Source organism: Pseudoalteromonas sp. L1 (genome assembly GCF_021728095.1).
Classification (GTDB): domain Bacteria; phylum Pseudomonadota; class Gammaproteobacteria; order Enterobacterales; family Alteromonadaceae; genus Pseudoalteromonas.
On record NZ_JAKKCT010000004.1, the window covers coordinates 92,505 to 116,356 of the forward strand.

Sequence of the window (23,852 nt, forward strand, 5' to 3'; positions counted from 1 at the left end):
CTTTAAGCACAAACTGCCTGTTGATTTAAATAATCAAGCACTCGACTGTCGGCCTTATGCGTAAATAAGGTCGACTTTTCAGGAAAGTATTTGCCCGCTTTGGCGGCAGCAAATATATCTTCAATGTATGGATCTCGGCATGACACAGTGATCGTTAATGCGTCCTCGCTAGTCGTACTAATAGATGACGGAACAAGGCTCACAAACTGCGGTAGCTTGCACAAAGCCTGACGCAGCTGAGTTTGAATACGATAAGAGTCAGCATTATTTCCGTGTAAAGAAAAGTACCTCGTCTTGTCTTTATTCACAAGCGCGTAATCTGCTAGCTTTTTATCACATTCAACAATACCAAATTGCGCTAGATGCTTTACAAGGGTTTGCATGTGCAGAGGGGTTGAAATTTTGACTTGAAGCGTAAAACTTTTCACGACAACATCTTCTTTTGCTGTAAGCCAAACCATTAACTTTCTTTGAGATGAGTGTAACTGTTTGGCTGCAAATACCCGATGATGGCCATCTGCAATCAACCAATCTTGCTTGTTAGATAATAATTTATAAAGTTGCTGGTTTATGGAATCACATTTAATTAAATAAATACTGTGTTCGCTTTTATCGCTCTCATTTTCCCAGCTAGCTACTTTTTCACTCGCAGTGCGCCAAGCAAATAAATTTATATCAAGCGGGCCAATTAAGAGACTAGGAGGCAAAACAAACTGCTTTTGGGTAACGTATTTTTTTAGTTTCATCGCATGTGAAACACTAACAGACTCATGAGGTAATAACACATGGCTATTCAAGTCTGACAAGTCAAATTCAGTCAACACACCCGCAAGCAGAGAGTTTTTTTGAGACACCTCATAAATACAAAACGTCCGTTTATCGAATCCCATTAGACATTCATCCCTAAGCAATATTGATATAATATATCATATTAGAAATTTAGCCTAACAGGAACTACTTATAACTTATTTTTAACTCCATCAAGAGGTTGACCAATTTTTCCAGTAGTGGGGTTTGTTCATTGTCTTTATGATACGCAACAAACACATCACGGGACGTGTGGGCCACATCTTCAACATGATAAAGTTCACCCGCCTTTAATTGCTCCTCAACCAGTAGTTGAGGAATAAATGCACTGCCGCCGCATTTTAAAATTAAATCGAGTGCTATACGTCCTGTACTGGTTCTAAAGTATGGAGGTGCGTGGCCATTAAACTCACGTGCATGCCATAACGAAAAGGACGTTCCCCAATCAACATACACATACTGCTTATCGAAAAAGTTTTCACTATTTGCAGCTTCAAAGGCACTAACAGGAATGATTGGTAGTTCACATATTCGCTTAACAACAAGTTCATCCACCTTCGGAGGATCGAACAGCACAGCAAGATCTAATGTACGTTCTAGTAATAAACGAGTGCTTTCTTGCTGAGCCTTAACTTCAGCTACAAGTGACACACCAGGCATTGCAGAGACTATATTAGTAATACCGAACTGCAAAAATGCATCCCAAACATTTGGGGTGCCTGCTAGGCTAATTTGCTTGTGCATATTATCCGCCAGAGCTACGTCGACTTTTGCCCTTTGCATGCCAGTTATGATCATTTGTGCATGAGGCAATAATCGCTCGCCTGGTGCTGTTAATTGAATATTATTACGCTGACGAATAAATAAGTTAACACCTAGACCTTGCTCTAATTGTCGGATCCGAAAACTCACCGCAGACTGCGTAATATATAAATTCTCAGCTGCTTTGCCGAAATGGCGCGTGCGCACGACTTCAACAAAAGTCTTCAATAAATCGATATCCATTTTTTACCCTTACGATAAAAATAACTTGTTTAATAAAATCGACAACTTGATCCATACTCCTGCAAGAAATTAGGGCATGAGGATAAAGCCATGAGCATTGACATTTCATCACTTCGTCAGGCATTTGCAAGCCAACGTCAATTTTATGATGATCAAAATTTCCCACGCGGTTTTGGTCGTAGTGGTCACTTCACTTTGCTAGAAGCCGACATTCTCGAACAGCATGGTGTTATATTAAAGGGTTTATACAACAAAACCCTAGAACCACAAAATGAATTTCAAACTCAATTTGTACAAGTTGTTACAGGTAATTTAGAAGCCACTAATCCGATTGAGCGCGCTTGGATAAAATACCTTAAACAAACAACCTGCAAAACTAAGTTTCACACTTTATTTGGTCGTTCTCGAATTGCAAGTCCAACATCGCAGAGTGTTGAATATTATTCTGAGTCAGACAGCTTATAACGATTTGCTTTTTTACCCTTTTAGGGTTAAAACTTGTAATAACTTTTGTTTCGCCAATAAGTTATTACAAGGCAAGTTGTGACTCGAAGACTATTAATAATTGAAGATACGCCAACCATTGCGCGAGTGCAAAAGCATATCGCGCAAAAAGTTGGCTATGAAGCGGATATTGCCAGTTCTTTAGCAGAGGCAAAAGAGCTCATTAGCCAACACAGTTACTTTTGCGCTGTTGTTGATTTTATTCTTCCTGATGCGCCAACTGGCGAAGCCGTACCTTGTACCATTGCAGCCGACATTCCTACCATTGTGATGACTGGTAACCTTGATGAAACCACACGCAATATTGTTGAAAAACACCCTATTATTGATTACATCACTAAAGAAAATAAACAGGCATATCAATACCTAGAAAAGCAACTTGCTCGCCTACCTCGTAATGAGCAAATTCAAGTACTCGTGGTTGATGATTCTGCATCCACTCGCCACCATATTTGTAACCTGCTCACACGGCATAAATACCAAGTATTAGAGGCTGAAGATGGTGTGCAAGCATTAAAAGTCCTCGCTGAGAATCCAACCATTTCCGTTATTATCACCGACAACGAAATGCCGAATATGAACGGTGATGAGCTCTGTGTCGAGATTCGCCGTTTATACTCAAACGATGAAAAAGCAATTATTGGTATATCAGCACTTGATACATTGCATCTTTCAACACGCTTTTTAAAATCAGGTGCAGATGACTACCTGCGTAAACCATTTAATAGCGAAGAGTTTTATTGTCGGCTTAGCCAGAACGTCGACATGCTTGAGAATATTAAAACGATTCGTTTACAGGCAAACACTGACTATCTTACAAAACTCCCTAACCGCCGCTACTTTTTTGGTGAAGCAAATAGCCACTTAAAAGCCGCTAAACTTGCCAACAATCAAGTCTCTTTAGGAATGATCGATATAGATCATTTTAAAGCAATTAACGATAAATACGGCCACGATGCAGGGGATGAAGTTTTAAAAGGGCTAGCGCAATGTATGCAAACCTACTTCAAAGATAACCTTGTTGGTCGTTTTGGTGGTGAAGAGTTTGCGGTGTACTTTGCAGATCAAGACGCTGAAAAAGCATACCAACGATTAGAAAAATTTCGTCTCTTTGTCCAAAAGCACAGTACTGAATTTAGTAAAGATAAAATCGCCTTCACCTTATCGATAGGCTTTCATAATGGGCCTGTTTATAGCCTTGATGAACTTATAAAACAGGCCGACTTAAAACTTTATCAAGCCAAAGAAAGTGGCCGTAACAAACTAGTGAGTTAAGCTTTATACTGGCTTAGTTACGGCGGCTAGCTGTGCTTTTCGCTGCTTACGGCTTTGGCGATAAGAGTCCCAACTAAATAATGCCAACGCACTCCAAATACACGCAAATGTGACCACCCGCTCAGCATCAAATACTTCGCCATAAAACGCCACAGCAAGCACAAACATTAAACTCGGACCTATATACTGGAAAAAACCTAAGGTACTGTATTGCAAGCGCTTAGCTGCACCTGTAAAGCATAAAAGAGGTAAAGTTGTCACAACACCAGCACTGATCAGCAATAAGTTAATATGCCAATCATTAGCCGTAAAATCTGAACTTGTAGTCGGCACCATTAACCACCAGTAAATCAATGCAACAGGCAGTAAAATTAGCGCTTCGAGCAACAAACCTGGTAATGACTCAATAGGCAGCTTTTTACGTAGTAAACCATAAATAGCAAACGAGCCCGCCAATGAGAACGCAACCACAGGGAAAGAGCCAAAACTTACTAACTGTAACAGTACCCCGCACAAGGCTAAACCTACTGCAACACCTTGCCACTTACGTAAACGCTCCCCTAAAAAAAGCATCCCTAGTAATACATTTAAAAGCGGGTTTATGTAATAACCTAAGCTTGCATCCAGCATGTGGTTATTATTCACCGCCCAAATAAACAACCCCCAATTAAAGCCCAACAAGGTAGCGGTAACCACCAGCATAAACAGCAGTTTAGGCTGACTTAAAGCAACTCGAATTCGCTGCCACTGATGACGAACAGCAATAATAAGAAGTAAAAATAACACCGACCAAATAACACGGTGCATCAATATTTCAAAAGCAGAAATATCTTGTAGAAGCTTAAAATAAATGGGTGCTAAGCCCCACATAAAAAAGGCTAAACATGCAAAAATGACCCCTTTTCGCTGTTCGGTATTGGTAGGCATAAGTTAGGCTTTATTGATTAAAAACACTATTTTACGCCCCCTTTCTAACTGCGCAACTAAAACGGGTTAAATAAACCTTTTGGGCGCTCCACAGGCACTTACTCTCATCGTTGTTACTTCTTAAAAGGGACTAATTGTTGCAAAGTAACGCCTTGATATTAAGCCCCTGTGAAACATTGAATTCTGCATCTTGAGGTCGTTTGGGTATATTGCTAAAGACATCGCTATAAAAAAACACTAAAATGCTCGCGATGAATACCAATACCGCAACAACCAACACACCCATTCGCTCACCACAAGCCGTACTCAAACAAGTATTTGGTTACAGTGAGTTTCGTGATGGCCAACACGCTATTATAGCCGCCGCGCTAGACGGACAAGATTCGCTCGTGCTGCTTCCTACTGGCGGTGGTAAGTCATTGTGCTATCAAGTACCTGCTTTGATCCTTGATGGCGTCACAGTGGTCATTTCGCCACTAATTTCCCTCATGCAAGATCAGGTTGCACAACTTCGTGCCCTTGGTGTTCAAGCCGCTTATATTAACAACAGCTTGCCATTTGAAGAGCAACAAGCGGTGTATCAGCAACTGCATTATGGTCAAATTAAGCTTTTATATGTTGCACCAGAAAAAGTCTTACAGCCTGATTTTTTAGAGCGTTTGAGCCATCTCAAGCTAGCCTTATTTGCGATTGATGAAGCCCATTGTGTATCGCATTGGGGGCACGATTTTAGGCCACATTACTGTAGGCTCAATGAATTAAAACAGCGTTTTATGCATGTGCCCATGATGGCCTTAACTGCCACAGCAGACAAAGCAACGCGCTACGATATTATTGAACAGCTCCAGCTTAATCACCCATACGTGCATACAGGCAGTTTCGATAGACCCAATATTCGTTACACCATTGAAGAAAAGTTCAAACCGATGGTGCAACTACTTCGTTATTTAAAAGAACAGCAAAATCAGAGCGGTATAATTTACTGCACCAGCCGAAAACGGGTTGATGATGTGGCTGAAAAGCTCGCTGACGCAGGATTTAATGCCGCGGCTTATCATGCAGGTATGAGTAACGAGCAACGCCAATTTGTACAATCGGGCTTTGCTCGTGACGATATTCAAATTGTGGTCGCCACCGTTGCGTTTGGAATGGGTATCAACAAACCAAACGTGCGATTTGTAGTGCATTACGATATTCCAAAAAGCATTGAAGCCTATTACCAAGAAACAGGCCGTGCTGGTCGTGATGGCCTTGCAGCAGAAGCGATTATGTATTTTGATCCGGCTGATATCGGCCGCGTACGCCGCTTTTTTGAAGATATTGAGGACGAGCAACGTCGCCGTGTTGAAGAGCAGCGCTTTAACGCTATGGCCAGCTTTGCCGAAGCACAAACCTGTCGCAGACAAATCTTGCTCAATTACTTTAGTGAATACAAACGCGAAACGTGTGGCAACTGCGATATCTGCCTAAATCCACCAAAAAGCTTTGACGGTACACTGGTTGCCCAGCAAGCACTATCCTGTGTTTACCGTGCTGAGCAACGCTTTGGTATTGGTTATATTGTTGAGCTGTTGCGCGGCGCTAACACCAGTCGTATCCGTGATAATAATCACCACCAGCTAAGCACCTATGGGATAGGTAAAGATCACAGTGTGGAGTTTTGGCTGAGTATTTTAAGGCAGCTTATTCATCAGGGTTTATTGAGCCAAGACATCACGCAAGGTTCTTCGCTTCGTTTAACCGAAGCTGCACGCGCAGTGCTTAAAAGTGAATATGCCCTACAGCTGGCAGAACCCCGCCTTCAAGCGAAACACGTATACCAAGATAAACTCGCTCAATTCAATTACGATAAAAAGCTGTTTGCGCGGCTGCGTGCTCTACGTAAGGAGCTTGCAGATGCAGACGATGTGCCGCCTTATGTAGTTTTCAATGATAAAACCCTTGCTGAAATGGCGCAGCTAATGCCAACCAATGACAGTGAGTTTTTGAAAGTATCGGGTGTTGGTTTTACAAAGCTTAACAAGTACGGGGCACCGTTTTTAAATACCATTCGCGATTACCTCGCAGCCAACTAGGGTAAGTATGACTGAACTTTTATACGATGCTGAACATCAAGTTATTATCATCACGCCAAGCGAACATCCCACCGATGAAGACTTTGCGTTATGGGCTACACTTTTCCTGCACGCTCCAGCTATTCAAACCGCTGACTTTGATGCAGGAGCTGATCGACATAGAGTAAGGTTTCACTTTACAGATCATAGTTTTAATCTAAACTTTGAACATTACAGTGAAAGTATTTGGATTAACGCCGAAGGCGTTGAAGCAGCAGCCTTATTAGCTGACCTTTATCAGTATTTAGTTATGCAGTTACAATAATAAGCTAGACTTTTTTCTGCGCTTAGTATGTAGTATCTGTATAAGACATAAACAACTAAGGGTGTAAATGGGATTTAAGCAGTCGCACTTTGTTGCTCGGTTAACGACATTACTGACAGTAAGCATGGCAGCAAGTGCATATGCGCAGCAGCTACCTAGTGATGATAACAATTATTGTCAAAACCAACGTACGCTTAAATCACAAGATAACAACCTACGTCGCCAACTTGATACCGACAACCCACTCCCTGAAGCCGCCGAAAATCGTAAAATTGTTGCTGTTGAGCTTGAGCAACTTAATGTCTTCAACACTGAACTTGAAGAAGAAGATAACTTTTTATTTCGCTTTGCAAACCGCGCGCACATGACAACGGAGCCTGAGGTTATTCATAGCGTTTTACTGTTCAGTGAAGGCGATACTTATAACCCTCGTAAGCTACTAGAATCAGAGCGGCTCCTACGTAAGCAAGGCTACCTATATGACGCACGCATTCACGCTAACCTTGATTGCGATGGTAATGTTCGTGTGAAGGTCGTGACGCGTGATTTATGGACTTTGCTTCCTGAAATAAGCTTTAGCCGCAGTGGCGGTGAAAACGAATCGAGTATTGGTTTTCGTGAATCTAACTTTTTAGGATGGGGTAAACGCGTTTCTTTCTCGCGCACGCGTGATGCTGATCGTACCGGTTATTTATTCGTATATGATGATCCTAATATTCTATCTAGCCGTTATCGAGGGCGTATTGAATACTCAGACAACGATGATGGTAAACGCCACTACATAGATTTAAGTTATCCCTTTTTCTCAATAGATACTCCTTACAGCTATGGTTTTACGAGTTACTCTGACCAGCGTCGTGAGTCGCTATATTACCGCGGTGATGTTGTTAGCGAATTTGAACAAAAAACGATTTTAAATAGGGCCTACTTTGGCCACTCACGTCATTTTGCAAATAATTGGACTCAGCGCCTTAGCATCGGGTTTGAAAACCGGGAAGATACCTTTGCAGCCATTCCTGAAACACATTTACCGATCGCCAATGATCGTAACGTAAGTTACCCCTATATTCGTGGCCAGTGGTTTGAAGACCATTTTGTTAAAGTGAGAAATTTTGACAGTATCTACCGCACCGAGGATCTTAATTTAGGCTGGAATATTAGTGCCTTACTGGGCTATTCAAGTAAAGATATAAGTGATGATGCCAGCCGCACCATTTACTCGCTCTCTTTATCTAAAGCGCATTACACTGGTGATAATCAACTATGGCGTTTCAAAGCAGACATTGATGGCTATTGGAATGAAGAGCAAGACGATGTTGAAAACTTAATAACCAGTTCACAAGTTCAGTACTACTTAAACACCAGCATACAACAAACTTGGTATGCAAAAGTGCGTCTGCAATATGCAAAAAACCTGACCGCAGATAAGCAACTAACCTTAGGGGGCGAGAATGGTTTACGCGGTTACCCTTTGGATTACCAAGTAGGTGATCGCAGCTTTCTAGTAACATTAGAAAAACGCTATTATTGGGAATATGACTTACTACAATTATTTAAAGTCGGCGGTGCAGCCTTTTACGATATAGGCCGTGCTTGGTATAACGATAAAGACAATGGCTCCAACGGCAACGTATTACAAAACGTCGGAGTTGGGCTTCGCTTAGCCCCAAGTCGCGCAAATGCAGGCACGGTTATTCACCTCGATATTGCTGCGCCAATTAACAAACAAGATGATGATATTGACTCAGTGCAGTGGCTCGTCACCGTTAAAAATACTTTTTAAAGTACTGTTTTTCACAGCCTAAAACGCTAAAATTGGTGCGTAAATCTTTAACTTAGGAACCCGTTTGGACTTCGTCGAACTTTTTAATGAGCAATACCATTTAATCGTCACAATCATCGCGATTTTGCTTTACCCGTTGCTTCGTAAAACCACGAAAAAGCTGTTGCTTAAAGCAATCAAAGGAAAAGCCGATCCTCATCGTGAATACCGCGCAGAGCTCCTACTAAATATTATTCTAGCCATTGTTATGCTGTGCTTAGTATTAGTTTTTTGGGGGATCGAGTTGCGTGGTTTGTTAGTGCTTGGCTCCTCAATTTTTGCCATGCTCGGCGTTGCACTGTTTGCTGCATGGTCACTTCTTAGTAACTTAACAGCCTTTTTACTCATGTTCATTCAAAACGACTGCCGTGTTGGCTATTGGGTAAGAGTGATTGATGGCGCAAACTTTCTTGAAGGTCGCATTACTGAAATGGGATTAATGAATGTTGTGCTTGAACACGTTGATGGGCATAAAGTTATTTACCCTAATAACATCTTTGTTACCCGCCCTGTGATGGTGCTCAACAAAGCCCCTGCCCCAACGAAAACAGCATCGACAAAACGTATTCTAGGCCCCAAAAAATAAAGCCGCATCTGCGGCTTTGAATCACACTAAAACTGTCTAATTTCAAACAGCCACGATTTAACTTAGCGACCTTGCTCTTTATTTACTTTAGCAATAAAGGCTTTTAGTTCATCAAGTTGCGGTTCAATACCTTGCTCATTATGCCACTCAAACCACTCTTCAACATCAGACACAACATAATGATGCACTTTCAAACAAAGTTCACTATTCTTTAGCCATACATCAGGTGAGCGTGTTGGCGAATACTTATACCAAGAGCAGTAAGTGTAACCATGGTTTTTTAAGTTTGCTTCGATATAAAAGCTACAAATAATTGAAAAAGCCACATACAAGGGAACACCATAAAGCAATGACTTTATTAGATGTTTAGCAGTTTTATTATTTTCTTTCCCTAACAACTTTTGAACACCGCCTATAATAGCAATAATAGGAAATGGTACTAAAAAAACAGCTGGAGCTAGGTAACCAACCTCACTAATGTAATATAGCTCATCATTAATAATTAAATGATTTTTCACACCTACGTAAGTACCATACATGTATCCATAAGCCAAAAGCAGCAATAATATAAATGTCAAACATATAATTACTTTTTTATTGAATTCAAAATCTGAAAAATTTCCTTCAGATTCTTTTCCCCTAAAAAACAGCATGAAGTTCCTTTTTAGATAGAATTATATTCTTATATTTTAACGACCTTGCTCTTTACGCGCTTTAGTAATGAATACTTTAAGTTCATCAAGTTGAGGTTCAATACCTTTATTGTCATGATATTCAAACCATTTCTCAACGTCTAAAGCAACAATTGCACCCTCTTTCAAACAAAAACGGCTATCTTTTAACCACACATCAGGTGAGCGCGTCGGGGAAAATTTATACCAAGAGCAGTAAGTATAACCATGCTTTTTTAAGTTTGCTTCTATGTAAAAACTACAAACAAATATAGAAACAAAAAACAAGGCTATACCAATAGTTGAAGTTTTTATCATAAATTTAAATGTTTGATCGATTTTATAATTAAAAACTTTCTGAATAATTGCGACAACCATAAAAAATGGAAAAGGTAAAAAGAATATCGCGGGTGCTAGCAGGCCAGTCTCGCTAATATAAAAACGTCTTGAGTCCAGAAGTAAATGCTTAAAAACACCTATGTATGATAAATACAATAAAGTGGCTGTAAATATTGAAAAGAGTAAGAAACTAAACAAATGTAAAAACTTAGCTTTTAAAGTAAGTTCTTGAAACTTTTCATCTGATTTTTCCCACTTTAAAATTAGCATTCTCATCCTCTATCCAAATTAATATCTATAAAAGGTACACCGAATAACTGATGTAAATATTTAAATAAGTTATTATTATTATTGCGATCAAAATTGACCTTTTGAGGATTAATTTTAATTAAACCTGCAATTACCTTTTCTTCCATGTCTCTCAAGCTAAGAGTTAAAATATTTACTAATTGATCTATTTCACTTTTAAAAGCAATTGACAAAAGAGTAGCCCCACCCCCAACGATTACTACCACTATTAAAGGTGCCGCAGTGACCCCTGCAACAACAGCTCCTAATGTTTGCAATCCCATCAATGCTAACCCAGTAACAGCTATAGTTGCCGCAACAATTGCCATATCGACAGCAACACCGGCAACAAAATCATGCCATGTTTTTTCGTCCCTAAGAACCTGATCTAAGGCATGAAAAGTAACTGATATAATCAAAGTAACAATAAACCCGCCCTTCATTGACTTTGCCGCTTCTAACCTGCCCACACCAACTGTAAATAACTTTGGATTACTTGCTAAGTATCGGGTCCCTGTTAAGTGTTCACGAATACGTGGGTATGAGTCTATAATTATGGCTGGCGAGCCGTTATACACTTTGATTTTAAACTTGCCGAACACATTTCCCTGCTGTTTAAGTGCTGCAGCTAGTACAGTAAGCGATCTTACATCATCAAACAAAGGATATAAGCCTACACCGAACTTTAAATCACCTTTAATTCTTTCCCATTTATTAGATACAGAGTTATATTCTTTTAACTGCGCATCAATCCAATCAACAGCTTGTGCACGAGAATACCCTTGTTTCATTTTTACAGAAATAATGTAGTCAACAAACTCCGCTGAGTTCATGATTAACATTGTATGATTATTACTGGCGAGTATGTTTTGAATTTGTTGTTGGCGCTGCCTTTGAGCAATTGCGCGACGAGCATGTGCAGACATCGTAATTTCCTTATAAATTGACTAATTCCATTGGTCTCTATTCCATTGGTCTCTATTTTAAACACTAAAGAAGTTAATTCAATGCCTGATTAATCAGAAATGTCTGTAATTAACGCTTATCTCAAATAATAAAAGCCGCAAATTGCGGCTTTTAAAGTAAAAGATTAACAGCTATTAGTTATTGAGTTCAGCCGTTTTTAGCTCGTCTTCAATATCGCTTATTTCATCAATAAAGGTTTCGAGCTGTTGCTCTACAAGGCTATTAGCATGGGCAAAGTAAGCTAAATGAAACACTGCATCCCCTTCGTTTACAAGTGGCATCGTTTGCTGGCCAATAACAATACCACTGCGGGGGGCCAGTAGCTCAAGCTCAGCATCACCTAATGGACTACTGATATAAGCGAGCACTTGCCCTTTCATCACTCGCTCACCAAGGGATACTTGCGCACGGACAATACCATCCACTTCGGCACGTATCCAGCTCGTCGAGCTTGCAATCACTGGCTCAGGAAGCTTTTTAGCACGCTTGCCACGCACCATTTTTAAATGGCGCATAACATAATCAACCCCTTGCACGCCTGCGGCAATGGCAATTGGGTCAAAGCGCAGTGCCTCTCCCGCTTCATAAGTGATAACAGGAATGCCTAAATTGGCCGCTTCACTACGCAATGAGCCATTACGCAGTGAGGCGTCAATCACTGCCGGCGTACCAAATGCTTTAGCCATAGCTGCAGTCTCGGGGTCACTTAAGTTGGCTCTGATCTGTGGCAAGTTAGTACGATGGATTGCGCCAGTATGTAAATCAATGATATGCGTACAATGCACTGCTACTTGAGTAAAAAACGCATTCGCCATACGCCCTGCTAACGAGCCTCGTGTTGAACCAGGAAAACTACGATTCATATCACGGCGGTCAGGTAAGTAACGCGACTTATGGATAAAGCCAAATACATTCACAATCGGTACAGCAATAATGGTTCCACGCAATTGCTCTGGGTCGATTTTAGCAAGTAACTGTCTTACAACTTCAACCCCGTTTAACTCGTCACCATGAATTGCAGCACACACCATTAGCACAGGCCCTTGCTGCACTCCATTTACAACTTCAATCGGAATATTCAACGGTGAGTGGGTATAAAGCTTTGCAGCCTCAATCGAAAACGCTTTGCGTTCTCCAACCCCAACAGTATCACCCAAAATTGAAAACGGTGTATTTTTCTTAACCTTTGCCACGCACTGTTCCTTTTAATAGAGCGCTTACATGATTTATGGGTAAAGGCCTAGCCTTTACCACGCGTTGCTGTTCTTTTTGATGCCGCTGTTTTTTCAATAAACTCGACAATCATGCCAGCAATGTCTTTACCTGTTGCAACTTCAATGCCTTCAAGGCCTGGTGACGAGTTTACTTCCATCACCAATGGACCACGTGCAGAGCGAAGTAAATCAACGCCCGCTACATTCAAGCCCATTGCTTTAGCTGCTGCAACAGCGGTTTTTCTTTCTTCTGGGGTAATACGCACCAAAGTCGCGCTACCACCACGGTGTAAGTTAGAACGGAATTCACCTTCTTGCGCCTGACGTTTCATCGCCGCAATCACTTTATCACCTAATACAAAACAGCGAATATCCGCACCGCCCGCTTCTTTGATGTACTCTTGCACCATGATATTGGCTTTTAAACCCATAAACGCTTCGATTACACTTTCTGCCGCTTTACGTGTTTCAGCTAATACCACGCCGATACCTTGTGTACCTTCAAGTAACTTGATTACAACAGGCGTACCACCTACCATGCTTAGTAAGTCTTTTACATCATCAGGTTTACTCGCAAACCCTGTTACTGGCATGCCTACGCCTTTACGTGACAATAGTTGTAATGAACGTAACTTATCTCGTGAGCGAGTAATTGCGACTGATTCGTTCACAGGGAATACACCCATCATTTCAAATTGGCGTAATACTGCGCAGCCATAAAAAGTCACTGATGAACCAATGCGCGGTACAATTGCATCAAAATCTTTTAAATTTTCACCGCGGTAATGTATTTCAGGTTGCTCTGAATTGATGTTCATATAACAACGTAGTGCATCAATCACTTTTACTTCATGACCACGCTGCTCAGCAGCTTCAATCAAGCGACGTGTTGAATATAAATTTTGGTTGCGTGATAAAATACCAAGTTTCATAGTTAAAAACCTTAACTGATAAACTCATACACGTAAAAACGTGTGATAAGTCCTTTTCTATAATAAATGAGATAAAGCCGGATCAACGACTATGCGGTTTTCCATTGCTGTACGCCCTAACAACATTCTAAACTTCATTGTTGAACGGTTACTTAAAGTCACCCTTACAGGCCAGCTTTGGTTTCCTGCGACTAATTTTGTTTCGATAAAGTAGCGAAGTTCGCGCTGACCACTTGAGCTGGTCACATACTTACGCTCAACAACTTTTGCGCGGCACTCTACTATTGTTTCTTCATCGTCTTGTAAAGGGTGGGTTGAAAATTTCACCCAGTTCTCACCATTTTCTGAAAACTCTTCAACATCAAAAGCATGAATACACGAAGTACGCGCACCAGTGTCCACTTTCGCTTTGATCTTATCAATTCCCAGTTCAGGTAAGCTCAACCATTCGCGCCAGCCAACAATAATTTTTGCAGTCATTAATGTGCCCTCTATAAAAAAGTGTCTTATACGCTACAGAGCTAGAAACACCAACGAAATATATTTATCCCCTCGATAAATCGATTTAATTGACGTAGGCTAAACTATAATCAACTATATCGCACTATTTGTAAAACGAGAGTTCAATATGATCAATGGGTTACTTCATGTCTTAATTTTAGACGAGCAAGGCGGTGCGCGTGCTATTGACAATAGTACTGAGCTGCAAAATTGGCAACCCGAACACGGAAAACTTTGGGTTCATATGGATTATAGTCAGCCTGAGGCGATTCAGTGGCTTGAAAGCAGTAATCTATTAACTGATTACGAATTAGCATCATTGACAGCAGATGAGACACGCCCGCGCCTGACTAAAGTAACCAATGGCACTATGCTGTTTTTGCGTGGCGTTAATCTAAATCCTGCGCAAAGCCCTGAAGACATGGTGTCTTTACGTTTATTCATTAATGAAAACATCATAGTGACAACTCGCAAACGTCGTTTGCTCTCTGTACAAGATGTTGTTGCGTCATTTAATGATAGTAACGGCCCCTGTTCAATCTCTGAATTAGTGTGTGATTTGGCACAAAATTTAACATCACGCATGCAAGGTGTGATTGATAGTCTTGATGACACGTTAGATATTTTTGAAGATGAAATTGACGAACCAAATAAAGGCTTTGATAACCAAGCGTTAGCGCAAATGCGTCGCCAAACCATTGCTCTAAAACGCTATTTAAGGCCACAAAAAGAAGCCCTTATCACTTTATTAAACAATAAGTACAAGTGGTTAGATGAAGATGATAAAGCACGTTTAAACGAAACAACCAACATGTTAATTCGCTTTTTAGAAGAGCTAGACAGCTCAATTGAGCGCGCGCAAATCATTCAACAAACTATTGCTAATCAAGTGTCTGAGCAACTTAATCAACGTATGTATGTGATGTCGGTTGTCGCGGCACTTTTCTTGCCACTGGGCTTTTTAACAGGCTTATTAGGTGTGAATGTTGGCGGTATACCAGGTACTGAAAACCCCTATGCATTCAGCGTATTTTTAATATTTTTAGTCGTGCTTACTGTCGGTATTGGCATTTACTTTAAAAATAAAAAGTGGCTCTAACTAAGGTTAAACAACAACTACTGAAGTAATTAAATCAAGGCGAACGTTATGTTCGCCTTTTGCAGTTGTAATAATTAAGTGTTCACCATCGGGGTATATTATTTTCAAATTTACTGCTTTGCCCTGAAGCTGCTCACCAGAATGTAATGTGATCAACAACTCAGCGTTTTGCATACACCAAAGCTCATATTGATCGTAGTCAGTACAAGGTATTGGACTATAAGTCATATTTTTATCTTTAAAAGAACACAAGTTCGACTAGTGTAGAAAATAATAACAGTATCAGCAAACCACATTCTCACTCACAAGCTAGCCGACTATTTGACTTAGGTAGCCAAAATTAAAGAGCTAACTAGTAAGTTTAAAATGCGTATCACATTTTAAAGTTAATCAACTCGAAAACTAATCGTTACAATATTATACGTGCTATCAACCTGATTACCGGCAACGACAGCCTTTCCTTCAACAGGGTAATCACTGGAAATAATGTAGGTTCCTTTCTCTTTATTGGTAACAGTTAATTGCCCTTTTTTATCGGTTGTTATTTTTAATTGCTGGCTAGGCGTTTGCACTAATACAGCATGATCAACAACAGGGTTATTTTTATAAACAAGTGTAAAGGTGTTCCCGTTTGCTTGGCTTGGCACGAACTCAAGCTCTTGTTTAGCTTTGGTATCTTGACGGCCAGCCTTAGCAAAAAGCTTAGCCGCTTGGAGCTTATCCGCCTCTTGTTCTGAGGTTTTCTCCATTTTCCAAGGTTCCCATAAATCATCTATAAAAGCTCTTACATCACCTTGCTCTTTTACCTCAGCTAACCAATAGTTTTGGTGTTGAGTAAGCGCTAAAGTCGACTGACTATCATTAACAAATACCTGTGCATTTTCTAGCCCTGCAATACTATCGCCAGATTCAGGTTCACCAGGCTCTCCTAAATACAGTTTTATATCATCGCCTTTTGCAGACTTTACCAACCAAACTTCATGTGCATTTGCAAAACTACTGCCGATAAGTGCAGTAATAAAAAGTAAATTCTTTAAGCTGTTCATTAAGTTTCCTTTTAAGCTTTAATGGTGTGTCTATCAACATAAAACGCAGTTTGAAATCAACAGTACAAGAGAAACTAAGTACACTTGCGTATAGCTATGCCGAAACAAAGTTAACAGTAATGATTATCAATTAAATTTGCAATTAAAAAGGAAATTTAAAGTATTTTAAGTAACAGACTTAAACGCAGGAACATAAAATACAAATAAGTTTAATGAATTACTTATAAGGGATGATGTTTGAACAGGCTTAAATATGCAGCTTTACTATCGTAAGTAAGTAGTTTGATGGAGGAATGATAAGTTTAAAAAGGAAATAAATAGCAGAGCAAATGGCGCTCTCGGCAGGGATCGAACCTGCAACTTAGCCTCCGGAGGGCCACGTGATATCCATTTCACCACGAGAGCACATTTGTCGTCATCAATACTGACTCGCGATATCAGCATGACAACTCGGCAATGATAATGGCATCTTGCCTTAAATGCTAGCATCTAAAGCCCTATATGCTTATAAATTCAGCAAATTGCATTAAAACACTTCACATTCGGGCAGAACCACGGTATTAACGTATACTTAATAAATTAAATAACAAATGGCACTCATTGCCGTGTAAGGGGAATTTGAATATGAGTTTAATGTCTACAGAGCAAGTTGCAGAATTTTTAGGTGTAAAAGTCGAACGTGTTAAACGACTTGCTCGCGAGCATTTACTAATCTCGAAATCACAAGATGACAAAGGTGAGCCTTTATTTGAACCAGAAGATGTAAAAAAGTATAAAGAACTCGCCGAACGAATTGGCGGCCTTTAATTTTTTACTTCCTTAATAAAGTGGTTAAGCTGTGTAAGCAGTGGCGCCACTTTATCCATTGCACCGCGTTGTTCATACCAACAAATACACAATAGTAAAAATACAGCATGAAACGCAGCGAGCTTTTCAAGCGATAAGTTGAATTCACGGTGTTCGCACACAAGTGATTGGTAGTTTCTAAGTAACTGCAGTTGCTGCGAATCATTGAGTCCAAAACTCACCACCAGCGCAGCCAAGTCAAAATAAACATCATTACTTTTGGCATATTCAAAGTCGATTAAAAACATGCCCGATTCGTTCACTATGATATTTTCTTTTACCAAATCGTTATGGCAAAAGCCCATATCTTTTGGCGCAGCAGCAATGTACGCGAGCGATTGTCCAATTAAACTCGCATGCTGCTGATACCGTGCTGTTTGCCGGTAGTAGTTAATTTCATAGGCAATATCCATGGGCTCGGTTAGCACTGGGTAGCGATGCAAATTAACTAAATCAGGTAATAAACTGCTACAAAACTCACCGCTTGCTATGCTACCCGCCACGTAGTCAAAAATGGCAGTATCAGTTGCCTGCTCTAACCAAAGCGGTGCTGGGCAGCAACTTTGTTTAGCAAAATGCGCTTGCGCAGCTAGCCCTATCGCCGGCCAGTGGTCGCGATAATGCTTAACTAAGAAAGCCTTGGTTGATGTTTTTACTAGGTAGTTATCATTGCTTAATCCCTCGACCAACGGGCTAATTGAGGTAATCGTTAAGCTAGAGTTAAAGCGCGTAAATAGCGCATGAATTTGTTGCTCTGTTTTCATTATAACTGTGCAAGTGGCTTAGCTTGATGTTGCTCGTATTCTTCATACCAAGTTTTAAAGCCCCACGCCGCCATAACCGTATAAAAAACAAATAAAACGAGTGTTGGGTAATACCCTTTTTCAAAGTACAGGTACATTGATGCAGCATCAATCACAATCCAGTATAACCAATTTTCGAGCACCTTTTTAGCAACCAAATAAGTCGTAACAACAGCAAAACAGGTTGTAAAACTATCAAGGTAGGCAAAATCAGCATGGGTATAATTAGCCATTACAAAGCCAATAATCACAGAAATTAATGAGGTTAAAAGCAAGATAACAGCATGTCTTTTTAACGACCATGAAATAATCGGTAGATGATCTTTATTATTCATCCCTCGACGCCAGACCATCCACCCATATACCGCCATATACATATAATAAAAATTAAGTAGCGACTCCATCAAAAGTGCGCCATTCCAATACATTACGGTATAAATAAAGGTACTTATAAAGGCGGCTGGCCAGCACCATAGGCTTTCTTTAATCGCAAGTAGTAAATACGCCATTGACAGTGCAACTGCAATATATTCCCAAAGAGACATCGCAGTAAATCCTGCAAACGTGTCTGTCAAAAAATCCATGCTTTACTGTAACCTTGTGGTATTAATCATCGCTAGGCGATAAATCGCCATGTAAAAACTTACACACAAAAATCGCTTTGCCAAACTCTTCATAAGAACGTTTGATTTCAGTATTCAATACAGACATCACTAAATCATAATCACCAAAAATCTGAGTAGACAAGGTATTGGTGATTACTTTAAGCCCTTCATAACTGTTTACACGGTCAATAAAACCTTTGATAAATGGAATGTAGTCTTGATGTAGTGGGTACTTACTGATCTCTACTGAAAGTTTCATTATGATTTACCGAGTCTTTGAAAAGTATGGCATTGTAACCCGCTTATACTAACAAGTCATGGCTATGGCTAGTTTTTAGTGTAAAATCAGCCCCGATAAACTTTGAGGATTCATTATGGCACGCCGCATCACTTACAAATTTAAAAACCAACCTCGCGAAATCAATTTTGCTAAAGATAAATACCGCGATATGTACCATGCGATTGCAGCGGCTGAAGGTATTGATTTAACGAGTTATTTAAAAATGGAGCAGCAAGTCGAAATGACTTCAAAAGGCTCCTCAGCAGTGCGTAACTTTCGTGATCAAGAGTTTGCACGAATGGGATTTAGCGACGTGTATTTCATTAAAGAGTAACTACAAGGTTACTCTTGATACTCGTAGCTTACGCGTGGGGTAATATTACACAGTAACTCATAAGGAATGGTTGTCGCGCATTGGGCAACTTCTTCAACGGGAAGCTCAGGCCCCCACATGATCACTTCATCACCCACTTTGATGTTGTCGAGGTTATCACCAATATCAACCGTGATCATATCCATCGCCACACTGCCAACAATGCCGTAGCGTTGTGATTTAATAACGACCGGTGTGCCCTGCTCTGCGTGTCGTGGATAACCATCACCATACCCCATCGCGACCACAGCAAGCTTGGTTGGTTTATCGCTGTGCCAACGACCGCCATAACCAACACACTGATTCGCGTCAACATCACGAATCGCAATAACACGGGTTTTTAAACGCATCACAGGTTCTAAGCCATGTTGTTGACCAATACTATTTAGCATAGGCGACACCCCATACAGCATCAGCCCTGGTCGAACCCAGTCACCATGTCCGTTAGGCCATGCGATAATGCCTGCGGAGTTTGCCAAGCAATGACGCTGACCTTTTCCTGCAACCAAGCCATCAAACAAAGCAATCTGCTGCGCAGTTTTATCATCGTTAATATCATCAGCACATGAAAAATGAGTCATCAACTTAATGTTATTGTGCGCATTTTTACTGGCTTTTAGGCGGCTATAAAACCCTTCAAACTGTGACGGTGAAATACCTAAACGATGCATGCCGGTATTCACTTTTAACCAACATGCAATAGGCGCATCTAACTGTGCTTCTTCAAGCACTTTTAGCTGATTTTCATCATGAATAATGGTTTGAAAGTTATTCGCTAAAAGAATGGGTAAATCATCTTTATGAAAAAAGCCTTCAAGCAACACTATAGGTTTTGTCAATCCACCGGCACGAAGCGCTAGCGCTTCGTCAATACGTGCAACCGCAAATGCATCCGCATCATTTAAGTATTGGGCGATTTTAACTAAGCCATGACCATAAGCATTCGCTTTTAATACAGCCATTACTTTGCAATCAGGAGCAAAGCGCTTCACCTGTGCTAAATTGTGAGCAAGCGCTTTTAGGTTAATTTCAGCAATGGCTAAACGCATTAATATTCATCATCCATTGCAGGACCCGCGTAGTTATCAAAACGCGAGAATTGACCTTGGAAGGTTAAACGTACTTTACCGATCGGGCCGTTACGTTGCTTACCTATGATGATTTCGGCCACGCCTTTTTCTGTACTGTCTTCGTTATATACTTCATCACGGTAAATAAACATGATTAAGTCGGCATCCTGCTCGATTGAGCCCGATTCACGTAAGTCGGAGTTGATTGGGCGTTTATCGGCACGTTGCTCTAGGGTACGGTTAAGCTGCGATAGTGCAATAACCGGACATTGCAGTTCTTTTGCCAGTGCTTTTAGTGAACGTGAGATTTCAGCAATCTCTAAGGTACGGTTATCCGACAAGCTTGGCACACGCATTAACTGCAAGTAATCGACCATGATCATACTAATACCGCCATGGTCACGAGCAATACGGCGCGCACGCGAGCGCACATCCGTTGGTGTTAGACCCGATGCATCATCAACATACATCTTACCTTTTTCCATCAACAAGCCCATGGTTGACGACAGGCGCGCCCAGTCGTCGTCATCAAGCTGACCGGTACGAACCTTAGTTTGGTTAATACGGCCTAGTGATGCCAGCATCCTCATCATGATTTGCTCTGACGGCATCTCTAGTGAGTAAATAAGTACTGGCTTATCTTGTGTCATTGCAGCGTGTTCCGCTAAGTTCATCGCAAAGGTGGTTTTACCCATCGATGGACGTGCCGCCACGATAATAAGGTCTGAAGGCTGCATACCCGCCGTCATTTTATCTAGATCGGCATACCCCGTACTAACACCTGTTACACCATCTTGCGGCGACTGGTAAAGTTCTTCAATCTTATCAACAGTTTTTTCTAGAATACTGTGTAAGCTTTGTGGGCCTTCAGTGCTTTTTGTACGCTGCTCGGCAATTTTGAATACTTTACTTTCAGCGAAGTCGAGTAAGTCATGGCTGGTACGCCCTTCAGGGCTAAAACCGGCTTCGGCAATTTCGTTTGCAACACCAATCATCTCACGGATAACAGCACGTTCACGCACGATATTCGCGTAGGCATCAATGTTTGCCGCACTTGGTGTGTTCTTCGCTATTTCAGCAAGGTAGGCGAAACCACCTATACTGCTTAACTGATTGTTTTTTTCTAAATTTTCAGAAATAGTGATTAAGTCAATTGGATCACCACCTTCAGCAAGGCTCACCATAGCTTCAAAAATCAGCTTATGGGTGCGGGTATAAAAATCCTGTGCAACCACTAACTCAGCAACACGGTCAAACGCTTGATTATCAAGCATTAAACCACCTAAAACAGATTGCTCAGCTTCTATTGAATGGGGAGGGACTTTTAAGGTATCGACTTGCTTATCTGGTTTGGCCATAACATCACAAAACTAAAATTGAATGGCTCTATTCTATCGACTTGCAAAGGCTGTGCAAATAGTAAAGCGGGAAAACTTCCCGCTTTATTGTAATTGAGTGAAATATTGTAATTGAGTGAACTGTAATCGTTATTTCTGTTTACGAAGTTCAATACGCCCGCTAATGGTATCCATTTCGATATCAGCATCCCCACCGTTAATACTAAATTCTAAGTCGCTAGATGGGCCGTATTTCGCTTTAGTCGCTTTGTCACTACTGAGCTCATTTACAATTTTACCGTTAGCATGCGCTTCAATTTCAAACTTTGCCGATACATCAGTTGGGAAGTAAAACTCCGCATCACCACTAACTGATTCAAAACGAATATTGGCATCTTCAAGCAGCTTATTGATGTGAACTTCTGCTTCACCGTTTACGGTATTGATACGCAGCTTTTTAATTGCATCAAAAGCAAAGTCGATATCACCGTTTACGTTTTCAAGACGCACATCTTGCGCTTTGGTCTTTGACTTAATATCGCCATTCACCGCGGTAAAGCGTAACGCACCTTGCGAGTTTTTATCGTTAATTTCGCCATTGACGGTTTCAAAGCGAATATCTCCGTTCAGGTCATGAGCATTTACATCCCCATTGACCGTTTCAAAGCTCATGTTGCCACTTATATTGTGCACTGTAATATCGCCATTGACGGTATCGATCTCAGCGCCCGCTTCAAGCTCTTTGGCACTGACCGTTACATTCACCCCAGCAAACTCAAGCTCACTGCTTTTTGGCATGTAAATAGTTAAACGAGAACCATCACCATTATTCCAACCACCTAAGTTACGCGGCATTTTTACGATAAATTCAACACGGCTGCCTTCAACCTCTAAACGATAACCTTGTGCTTTATCGTCAAGCTCACCTTCGATTTTAAGTTGTGGTTTATCCCACCCTTCAATGCGCACATCACCACGTTGGTTTTCAATAAAAATACGCTTATTTACAGGGACATCAATTTGTTCATTAATGGTTTGTCCTGCCATTGCCATCAGTGGCAGTAATCCTAATGTTAAGACTAGTAATTTCATAATTGTTACTCCTAAATCGTTTGCCACTTAGGTGCATGCACCTTGTTAATTAAATCTAATTGTTGCTGATAAACCTGCGATAGCATTTGTAATAAAGCAGGGTTTTCTGGTTCATTCTCGAGAGCCTGCTTGATGGCACTCTCAGCTTCTTCTAACTCTTTTAACTGTTGCTGCCAGTTATCTGTTAATGCAGGTTGGTTTTGATACTGCACTAATAAACCTTGCTTTTGCTTAGTAAAATAATTGCTCATTGCCATCATGCTGTTTGACTCACCGTGTTGGCCTACAAAAAGCTGCACAGTTAAAAGTGCTGCAATACAACAAGCGGCAACAGCAGCGAGCTTATTCCAGCCATGCGTTGGCTTATCTGATTGCTGCGTTTGCGGCCTTGCAATTGCTCGCTCAATACCCTGCCAGAGATCTTTTTCTGGACCAATATCTTGCTTTTGATTAAGCGAGTCATTTAAAAATTGTTCAAATTCTGGCTTACTCATTTTCATACCACTCTTTTAATAACTGCCTTGCACGGTGAAATTGCGATTTACTTGAACCGACTGCCATATCAAGCATGCTTGCTATCTCTTCATGGCGATAGCCTTCAATAGCATGGAGCACAAAAACCATGCGTGCTCGCTCAGGCAGTCTCAGCACTAATTTGTCGAGACCATTAAAACCGTTGCAATCAGCTGCACTTTGCTCATCCATACCGCTTTGTTCAAAACTCACTACTTTCTGAAACCAGCTTTTGTGTTTGCGAATGTAGCTAATCGCAATATTACTGGTAACACTGTGTAACCATGTGGAAAACTGTGAACGCCCATCAAAGTTCGCTATTTTGTGCCATAACTGCACAAACACTTCTTGTGTCGCATCCTCGGCGTGCTCTTTATCTGCAAGTAATCGCAAACAAAGGCTATAAACCCGCTTCACATGCAACTCATAAAGTGTTGCATAAGCACCTTGATCACCGCTTTTAACGCGTTCAATTAAGGCATGCTCACTTTGCTGGACGAACGCTTGTTCTGCATCTATCAACATCCTGGATGTCGTCCTTTATGATTATTATTGTGAATTTAGTGTATTAG

At 40.8% G+C, this 23,852-nt stretch carries 28 protein-coding genes and 1 tRNA gene; 9 read left to right on the forward strand and 20 right to left on the reverse strand.

Features of this window, described 5'->3' with window-relative positions; genetic code table 11:
- Positions 1–2: 2 nt before the first annotated feature.
- Both L3V38_RS13325 and L3V38_RS13330 read right to left on the reverse strand, forming a co-directional pair.
- Positions 3–911: a DUF1015 family protein gene (locus L3V38_RS13325; RefSeq protein WP_267136386.1), complete on the reverse strand. Its 909-nt coding sequence runs from the start codon at positions 909–911 to the stop codon at positions 3–5.
- A 43-nt stretch (positions 912–954) separates the two neighbouring features.
- Positions 955–1,812 (reverse strand): LysR family transcriptional regulator, encoded by an 858-nt coding sequence (locus tag L3V38_RS13330; protein ID WP_130151725.1) that lies wholly within the window; start codon positions 1,810–1,812, stop codon positions 955–957.
- Positions 1,813–1,902: 90 nt separating this feature from the next.
- Here L3V38_RS13330 and L3V38_RS13335 point away from each other — a divergent pair, with 90 nt between their 5' ends.
- Together L3V38_RS13335 and L3V38_RS13340 are read left to right on the forward strand one after the other, a co-directional pair.
- Positions 1,903–2,277, forward strand: coding sequence for a DUF413 domain-containing protein (locus L3V38_RS13335; protein WP_130151724.1), 375 nt, complete (start codon positions 1,903–1,905; stop codon positions 2,275–2,277).
- A 78-nt stretch (positions 2,278–2,355) separates the two neighbouring features.
- On the forward strand, positions 2,356–3,591 hold the full coding sequence (locus L3V38_RS13340) for a diguanylate cyclase (RefSeq protein ID WP_130151723.1): 1,236 nt from the start codon (positions 2,356–2,358) through the stop codon (positions 3,589–3,591).
- Positions 3,592–3,594: 3 nt separating this feature from the next.
- Here the strand turns inward: L3V38_RS13340 and rarD are convergent, their stop codons facing one another.
- Positions 3,595–4,518, reverse strand: coding sequence for an EamA family transporter RarD (gene rarD / locus L3V38_RS13345; RefSeq protein WP_130151722.1), 924 nt, complete (start codon positions 4,516–4,518; stop codon positions 3,595–3,597).
- 251 nt (positions 4,519–4,769) lie between these two features.
- On the opposite strand from rarD, the gene recQ reads away from it, so the two are divergent.
- From recQ to L3V38_RS13365, 4 genes are all read left to right on the forward strand, one after another.
- Positions 4,770–6,593 carry a DNA helicase RecQ gene (recQ, locus tag L3V38_RS13350; protein ID WP_130151721.1) on the forward strand — a complete coding sequence of 608 codons (1,824 nt, stop codon included), beginning with the start codon at positions 4,770–4,772 and terminating at the stop codon, positions 6,591–6,593.
- Between the two features lie 7 nt (positions 6,594–6,600).
- Positions 6,601–6,897: a DUF3630 family protein gene (locus tag L3V38_RS13355; RefSeq protein ID WP_130151720.1), complete on the forward strand. Its 297-nt coding sequence runs from the start codon at positions 6,601–6,603 to the stop codon at positions 6,895–6,897.
- 124 nt (positions 6,898–7,021) lie between these two features.
- The gene (locus tag L3V38_RS13360; RefSeq protein ID WP_130151752.1) at positions 7,022–8,680 is read left to right on the forward strand and encodes a BamA/TamA family outer membrane protein; all 1,659 of its coding nucleotides are present in this window, start codon (positions 7,022–7,024) and stop codon (positions 8,678–8,680) included.
- 64 nt (positions 8,681–8,744) lie between these two features.
- On the forward strand, positions 8,745–9,305 hold the full coding sequence (locus tag L3V38_RS13365) for a mechanosensitive ion channel domain-containing protein (RefSeq protein WP_062567371.1): 561 nt from the start codon (positions 8,745–8,747) through the stop codon (positions 9,303–9,305).
- A 62-nt stretch (positions 9,306–9,367) separates the two neighbouring features.
- Here the strand turns inward: L3V38_RS13365 and L3V38_RS13370 are convergent, their stop codons facing one another.
- The 6 genes from L3V38_RS13370 to L3V38_RS13395 form a co-directional block, all read right to left on the reverse strand.
- Positions 9,368–9,958: a DUF1240 domain-containing protein gene (locus tag L3V38_RS13370; RefSeq protein WP_237119738.1), complete on the reverse strand. Its 591-nt coding sequence runs from the start codon at positions 9,956–9,958 to the stop codon at positions 9,368–9,370.
- 36 nt (positions 9,959–9,994) lie between these two features.
- Positions 9,995–10,585 carry a DUF1240 domain-containing protein gene (locus L3V38_RS13375; protein ID WP_237119739.1) on the reverse strand — a complete coding sequence of 197 codons (591 nt, stop codon included), beginning with the start codon at positions 10,583–10,585 and terminating at the stop codon, positions 9,995–9,997.
- A 2-nt stretch (positions 10,586–10,587) separates the two neighbouring features.
- Complete coding sequence (locus tag L3V38_RS13380) at positions 10,588–11,529, reverse strand: hypothetical protein (RefSeq protein ID WP_237119740.1); 942 nt, start codon at positions 11,527–11,529, stop codon at positions 10,588–10,590.
- Positions 11,530–11,703: 174 nt separating this feature from the next.
- Entirely contained in the window at positions 11,704–12,762 is a 1,059-nt protein-coding gene (locus L3V38_RS13385; protein WP_062567364.1) for a succinylglutamate desuccinylase/aspartoacylase family protein, read from the reverse strand.
- 47 nt (positions 12,763–12,809) lie between these two features.
- Positions 12,810–13,715, reverse strand: coding sequence for a 30S ribosomal protein S6--L-glutamate ligase (gene rimK / locus L3V38_RS13390; protein ID WP_062567363.1), 906 nt, complete (start codon positions 13,713–13,715; stop codon positions 12,810–12,812).
- A 57-nt stretch (positions 13,716–13,772) separates the two neighbouring features.
- A complete protein-coding gene (locus tag L3V38_RS13395; RefSeq protein ID WP_062567362.1) occupies positions 13,773–14,195 on the reverse strand; it encodes an ATP-dependent zinc protease in 423 nt (140 codons plus the stop codon).
- 148 nt (positions 14,196–14,343) lie between these two features.
- On the opposite strand from L3V38_RS13395, the gene zntB reads away from it, so the two are divergent.
- Entirely contained in the window at positions 14,344–15,315 is a 972-nt protein-coding gene (gene zntB, locus L3V38_RS13400; protein ID WP_062567361.1) for a zinc transporter ZntB, read from the forward strand.
- Positions 15,316–15,321: 6 nt separating this feature from the next.
- On the opposite strand, the gene L3V38_RS13405 is transcribed toward zntB, so the two are convergent.
- The 3 genes from L3V38_RS13405 to L3V38_RS13415 all read right to left on the reverse strand — a co-directional run bounded on the left by L3V38_RS13405 (position 15,322) and on the right by L3V38_RS13415 (position 16,766).
- A complete protein-coding gene (locus L3V38_RS13405) occupies positions 15,322–15,543 on the reverse strand; it encodes a Rho-binding antiterminator (protein WP_237119741.1) in 222 nt (73 codons plus the stop codon).
- Between the two features lie 158 nt (positions 15,544–15,701).
- Entirely contained in the window at positions 15,702–16,361 is a 660-nt protein-coding gene (locus L3V38_RS13410; protein ID WP_237119742.1) for a DUF4198 domain-containing protein, read from the reverse strand.
- 330 nt (positions 16,362–16,691) lie between these two features.
- Positions 16,692–16,766: transfer RNA gene (locus L3V38_RS13415), tRNA-Arg, on the reverse strand.
- 219 nt (positions 16,767–16,985) lie between these two features.
- On the opposite strand from L3V38_RS13415, the gene L3V38_RS13420 reads away from it, so the two are divergent.
- Positions 16,986–17,168, forward strand: coding sequence for a hypothetical protein (locus L3V38_RS13420; protein ID WP_062567358.1), 183 nt, complete (start codon positions 16,986–16,988; stop codon positions 17,166–17,168).
- Here the strand turns inward: L3V38_RS13420 and L3V38_RS13425 are convergent.
- The 3 genes from L3V38_RS13425 to L3V38_RS13435 are packed head-to-tail and all read right to left on the reverse strand — an operon-like array spanning position 17,165 to position 18,874.
- On the reverse strand, positions 17,165–17,971 hold the full coding sequence (locus L3V38_RS13425) for a phosphotransferase (protein ID WP_237119743.1): 807 nt from the start codon (positions 17,969–17,971) through the stop codon (positions 17,165–17,167). The genes L3V38_RS13420 and L3V38_RS13425 overlap by 4 nt on opposite strands.
- Positions 17,971–18,594, reverse strand: coding sequence for a nicotinamide riboside transporter PnuC (gene pnuC, locus L3V38_RS13430; RefSeq protein ID WP_130151712.1), 624 nt, complete (start codon positions 18,592–18,594; stop codon positions 17,971–17,973). The genes L3V38_RS13425 and pnuC overlap by 1 nt, the downstream gene beginning before the upstream one ends.
- Before the next feature lie 22 nt (positions 18,595–18,616).
- Positions 18,617–18,874, reverse strand: a complete 258-nt coding sequence (locus tag L3V38_RS13435) for a YkoF family thiamine/hydroxymethylpyrimidine-binding protein (protein ID WP_130151711.1) — start codon at positions 18,872–18,874, stop codon at positions 18,617–18,619.
- Between the two features lie 115 nt (positions 18,875–18,989).
- Between L3V38_RS13435 and L3V38_RS13440 the strand changes: the two genes are divergently transcribed.
- On the forward strand, positions 18,990–19,229 hold the full coding sequence (locus tag L3V38_RS13440) for a DUF2960 domain-containing protein (protein WP_130151710.1): 240 nt from the start codon (positions 18,990–18,992) through the stop codon (positions 19,227–19,229).
- A gap of 8 nt (positions 19,230–19,237) precedes the next feature.
- Here the strand turns inward: L3V38_RS13440 and alr are convergent, their stop codons facing one another.
- From alr to L3V38_RS13465, 5 genes are all read right to left on the reverse strand, one after another.
- Entirely contained in the window at positions 19,238–20,317 is a 1,080-nt protein-coding gene (gene alr, locus L3V38_RS13445; protein ID WP_130151709.1) for an alanine racemase, read from the reverse strand.
- Positions 20,317–21,696, reverse strand: coding sequence for a replicative DNA helicase (gene dnaB / locus L3V38_RS13450; RefSeq protein WP_062567352.1), 1,380 nt, complete (start codon positions 21,694–21,696; stop codon positions 20,317–20,319). The genes alr and dnaB overlap by 1 nt, the downstream gene beginning before the upstream one ends.
- A gap of 129 nt (positions 21,697–21,825) precedes the next feature.
- On the reverse strand, positions 21,826–22,767 hold the full coding sequence (locus tag L3V38_RS13455) for a DUF4097 family beta strand repeat-containing protein (RefSeq protein WP_237119744.1): 942 nt from the start codon (positions 22,765–22,767) through the stop codon (positions 21,826–21,828).
- Between the two features lie 11 nt (positions 22,768–22,778).
- On the reverse strand, positions 22,779–23,267 hold the full coding sequence (locus L3V38_RS13460; RefSeq protein ID WP_205989574.1) for a hypothetical protein: 489 nt from the start codon (positions 23,265–23,267) through the stop codon (positions 22,779–22,781).
- Positions 23,254–23,805, reverse strand: a complete 552-nt coding sequence (locus L3V38_RS13465; protein WP_130151706.1) for an RNA polymerase sigma factor — start codon at positions 23,803–23,805, stop codon at positions 23,254–23,256. Before L3V38_RS13465 ends, L3V38_RS13460 begins: the two co-directional genes overlap by 14 nt.
- Positions 23,806–23,852 lie beyond the last annotated feature (47 nt).

What these genes read in the sequence shown, in the direction of transcription:
- rarD (WP_130151722.1), bottom strand. Translation starts at nt 4,518, where the DNA reads ATGCCTACCAATACCGAACAGCGAAAAGGGGTCATTTTTGCATGTTTA.
- L3V38_RS13335 (WP_130151724.1), top strand. Translation starts at nt 1,903, where the DNA reads ATGAGCATTGACATTTCATCACTTCGTCAGGCATTTGCAAGCCAACGT.
- L3V38_RS13370 (WP_237119738.1), bottom strand. Translation starts at nt 9,958, where the DNA reads ATGCTGTTTTTTAGGGGAAAAGAATCTGAAGGAAATTTTTCAGATTTT.
- L3V38_RS13455 (WP_237119744.1), bottom strand. Translation starts at nt 22,767, where the DNA reads ATGAAATTACTAGTCTTAACATTAGGATTACTGCCACTGATGGCAATG.
- dnaB (WP_062567352.1), bottom strand. Translation starts at nt 21,696, where the DNA reads ATGGCCAAACCAGATAAGCAAGTCGATACCTTAAAAGTCCCTCCCCAT.
- L3V38_RS13405 (WP_237119741.1), bottom strand. Translation starts at nt 15,543, where the DNA reads ATGACTTATAGTCCAATACCTTGTACTGACTACGATCAATATGAGCTT.
- L3V38_RS13440 (WP_130151710.1), top strand. Translation starts at nt 18,990, where the DNA reads ATGGCACGCCGCATCACTTACAAATTTAAAAACCAACCTCGCGAAATC.
- L3V38_RS13435 (WP_130151711.1), bottom strand. Translation starts at nt 18,874, where the DNA reads ATGAAACTTTCAGTAGAGATCAGTAAGTACCCACTACATCAAGACTAC.
- L3V38_RS13330 (WP_130151725.1), bottom strand. Translation starts at nt 1,812, where the DNA reads ATGGATATCGATTTATTGAAGACTTTTGTTGAAGTCGTGCGCACGCGC.
- L3V38_RS13465 (WP_130151706.1), bottom strand. Translation starts at nt 23,805, where the DNA reads ATGTTGATAGATGCAGAACAAGCGTTCGTCCAGCAAAGTGAGCATGCC.
- L3V38_RS13425 (WP_237119743.1), bottom strand. Translation starts at nt 17,971, where the DNA reads ATGAAAACAGAGCAACAAATTCATGCGCTATTTACGCGCTTTAACTCT.
- rimK (WP_062567363.1), bottom strand. Translation starts at nt 13,715, where the DNA reads ATGAAACTTGGTATTTTATCACGCAACCAAAATTTATATTCAACACGT.
- alr (WP_130151709.1), bottom strand. Translation starts at nt 20,317, where the DNA reads ATGCGTTTAGCCATTGCTGAAATTAACCTAAAAGCGCTTGCTCACAAT.
- L3V38_RS13355 (WP_130151720.1), top strand. Translation starts at nt 6,601, where the DNA reads ATGACTGAACTTTTATACGATGCTGAACATCAAGTTATTATCATCACG.
- L3V38_RS13410 (WP_237119742.1), bottom strand. Translation starts at nt 16,361, where the DNA reads ATGAACAGCTTAAAGAATTTACTTTTTATTACTGCACTTATCGGCAGT.
- L3V38_RS13375 (WP_237119739.1), bottom strand. Translation starts at nt 10,585, where the DNA reads ATGCTAATTTTAAAGTGGGAAAAATCAGATGAAAAGTTTCAAGAACTT.
- L3V38_RS13460 (WP_205989574.1), bottom strand. Translation starts at nt 23,267, where the DNA reads ATGAAAATGAGTAAGCCAGAATTTGAACAATTTTTAAATGACTCGCTT.
- recQ (WP_130151721.1), top strand. Translation starts at nt 4,770, where the DNA reads ATGAATACCAATACCGCAACAACCAACACACCCATTCGCTCACCACAA.
- L3V38_RS13380 (WP_237119740.1), bottom strand. Translation starts at nt 11,529, where the DNA reads ATGTCTGCACATGCTCGTCGCGCAATTGCTCAAAGGCAGCGCCAACAA.
- L3V38_RS13360 (WP_130151752.1), top strand. Translation starts at nt 7,022, where the DNA reads ATGGCAGCAAGTGCATATGCGCAGCAGCTACCTAGTGATGATAACAAT.
- pnuC (WP_130151712.1), bottom strand. Translation starts at nt 18,594, where the DNA reads ATGGATTTTTTGACAGACACGTTTGCAGGATTTACTGCGATGTCTCTT.
- L3V38_RS13395 (WP_062567362.1), bottom strand. Translation starts at nt 14,195, where the DNA reads ATGACTGCAAAAATTATTGTTGGCTGGCGCGAATGGTTGAGCTTACCT.
- zntB (WP_062567361.1), top strand. Translation starts at nt 14,344, where the DNA reads ATGATCAATGGGTTACTTCATGTCTTAATTTTAGACGAGCAAGGCGGT.
- L3V38_RS13420 (WP_062567358.1), top strand. Translation starts at nt 16,986, where the DNA reads ATGAGTTTAATGTCTACAGAGCAAGTTGCAGAATTTTTAGGTGTAAAA.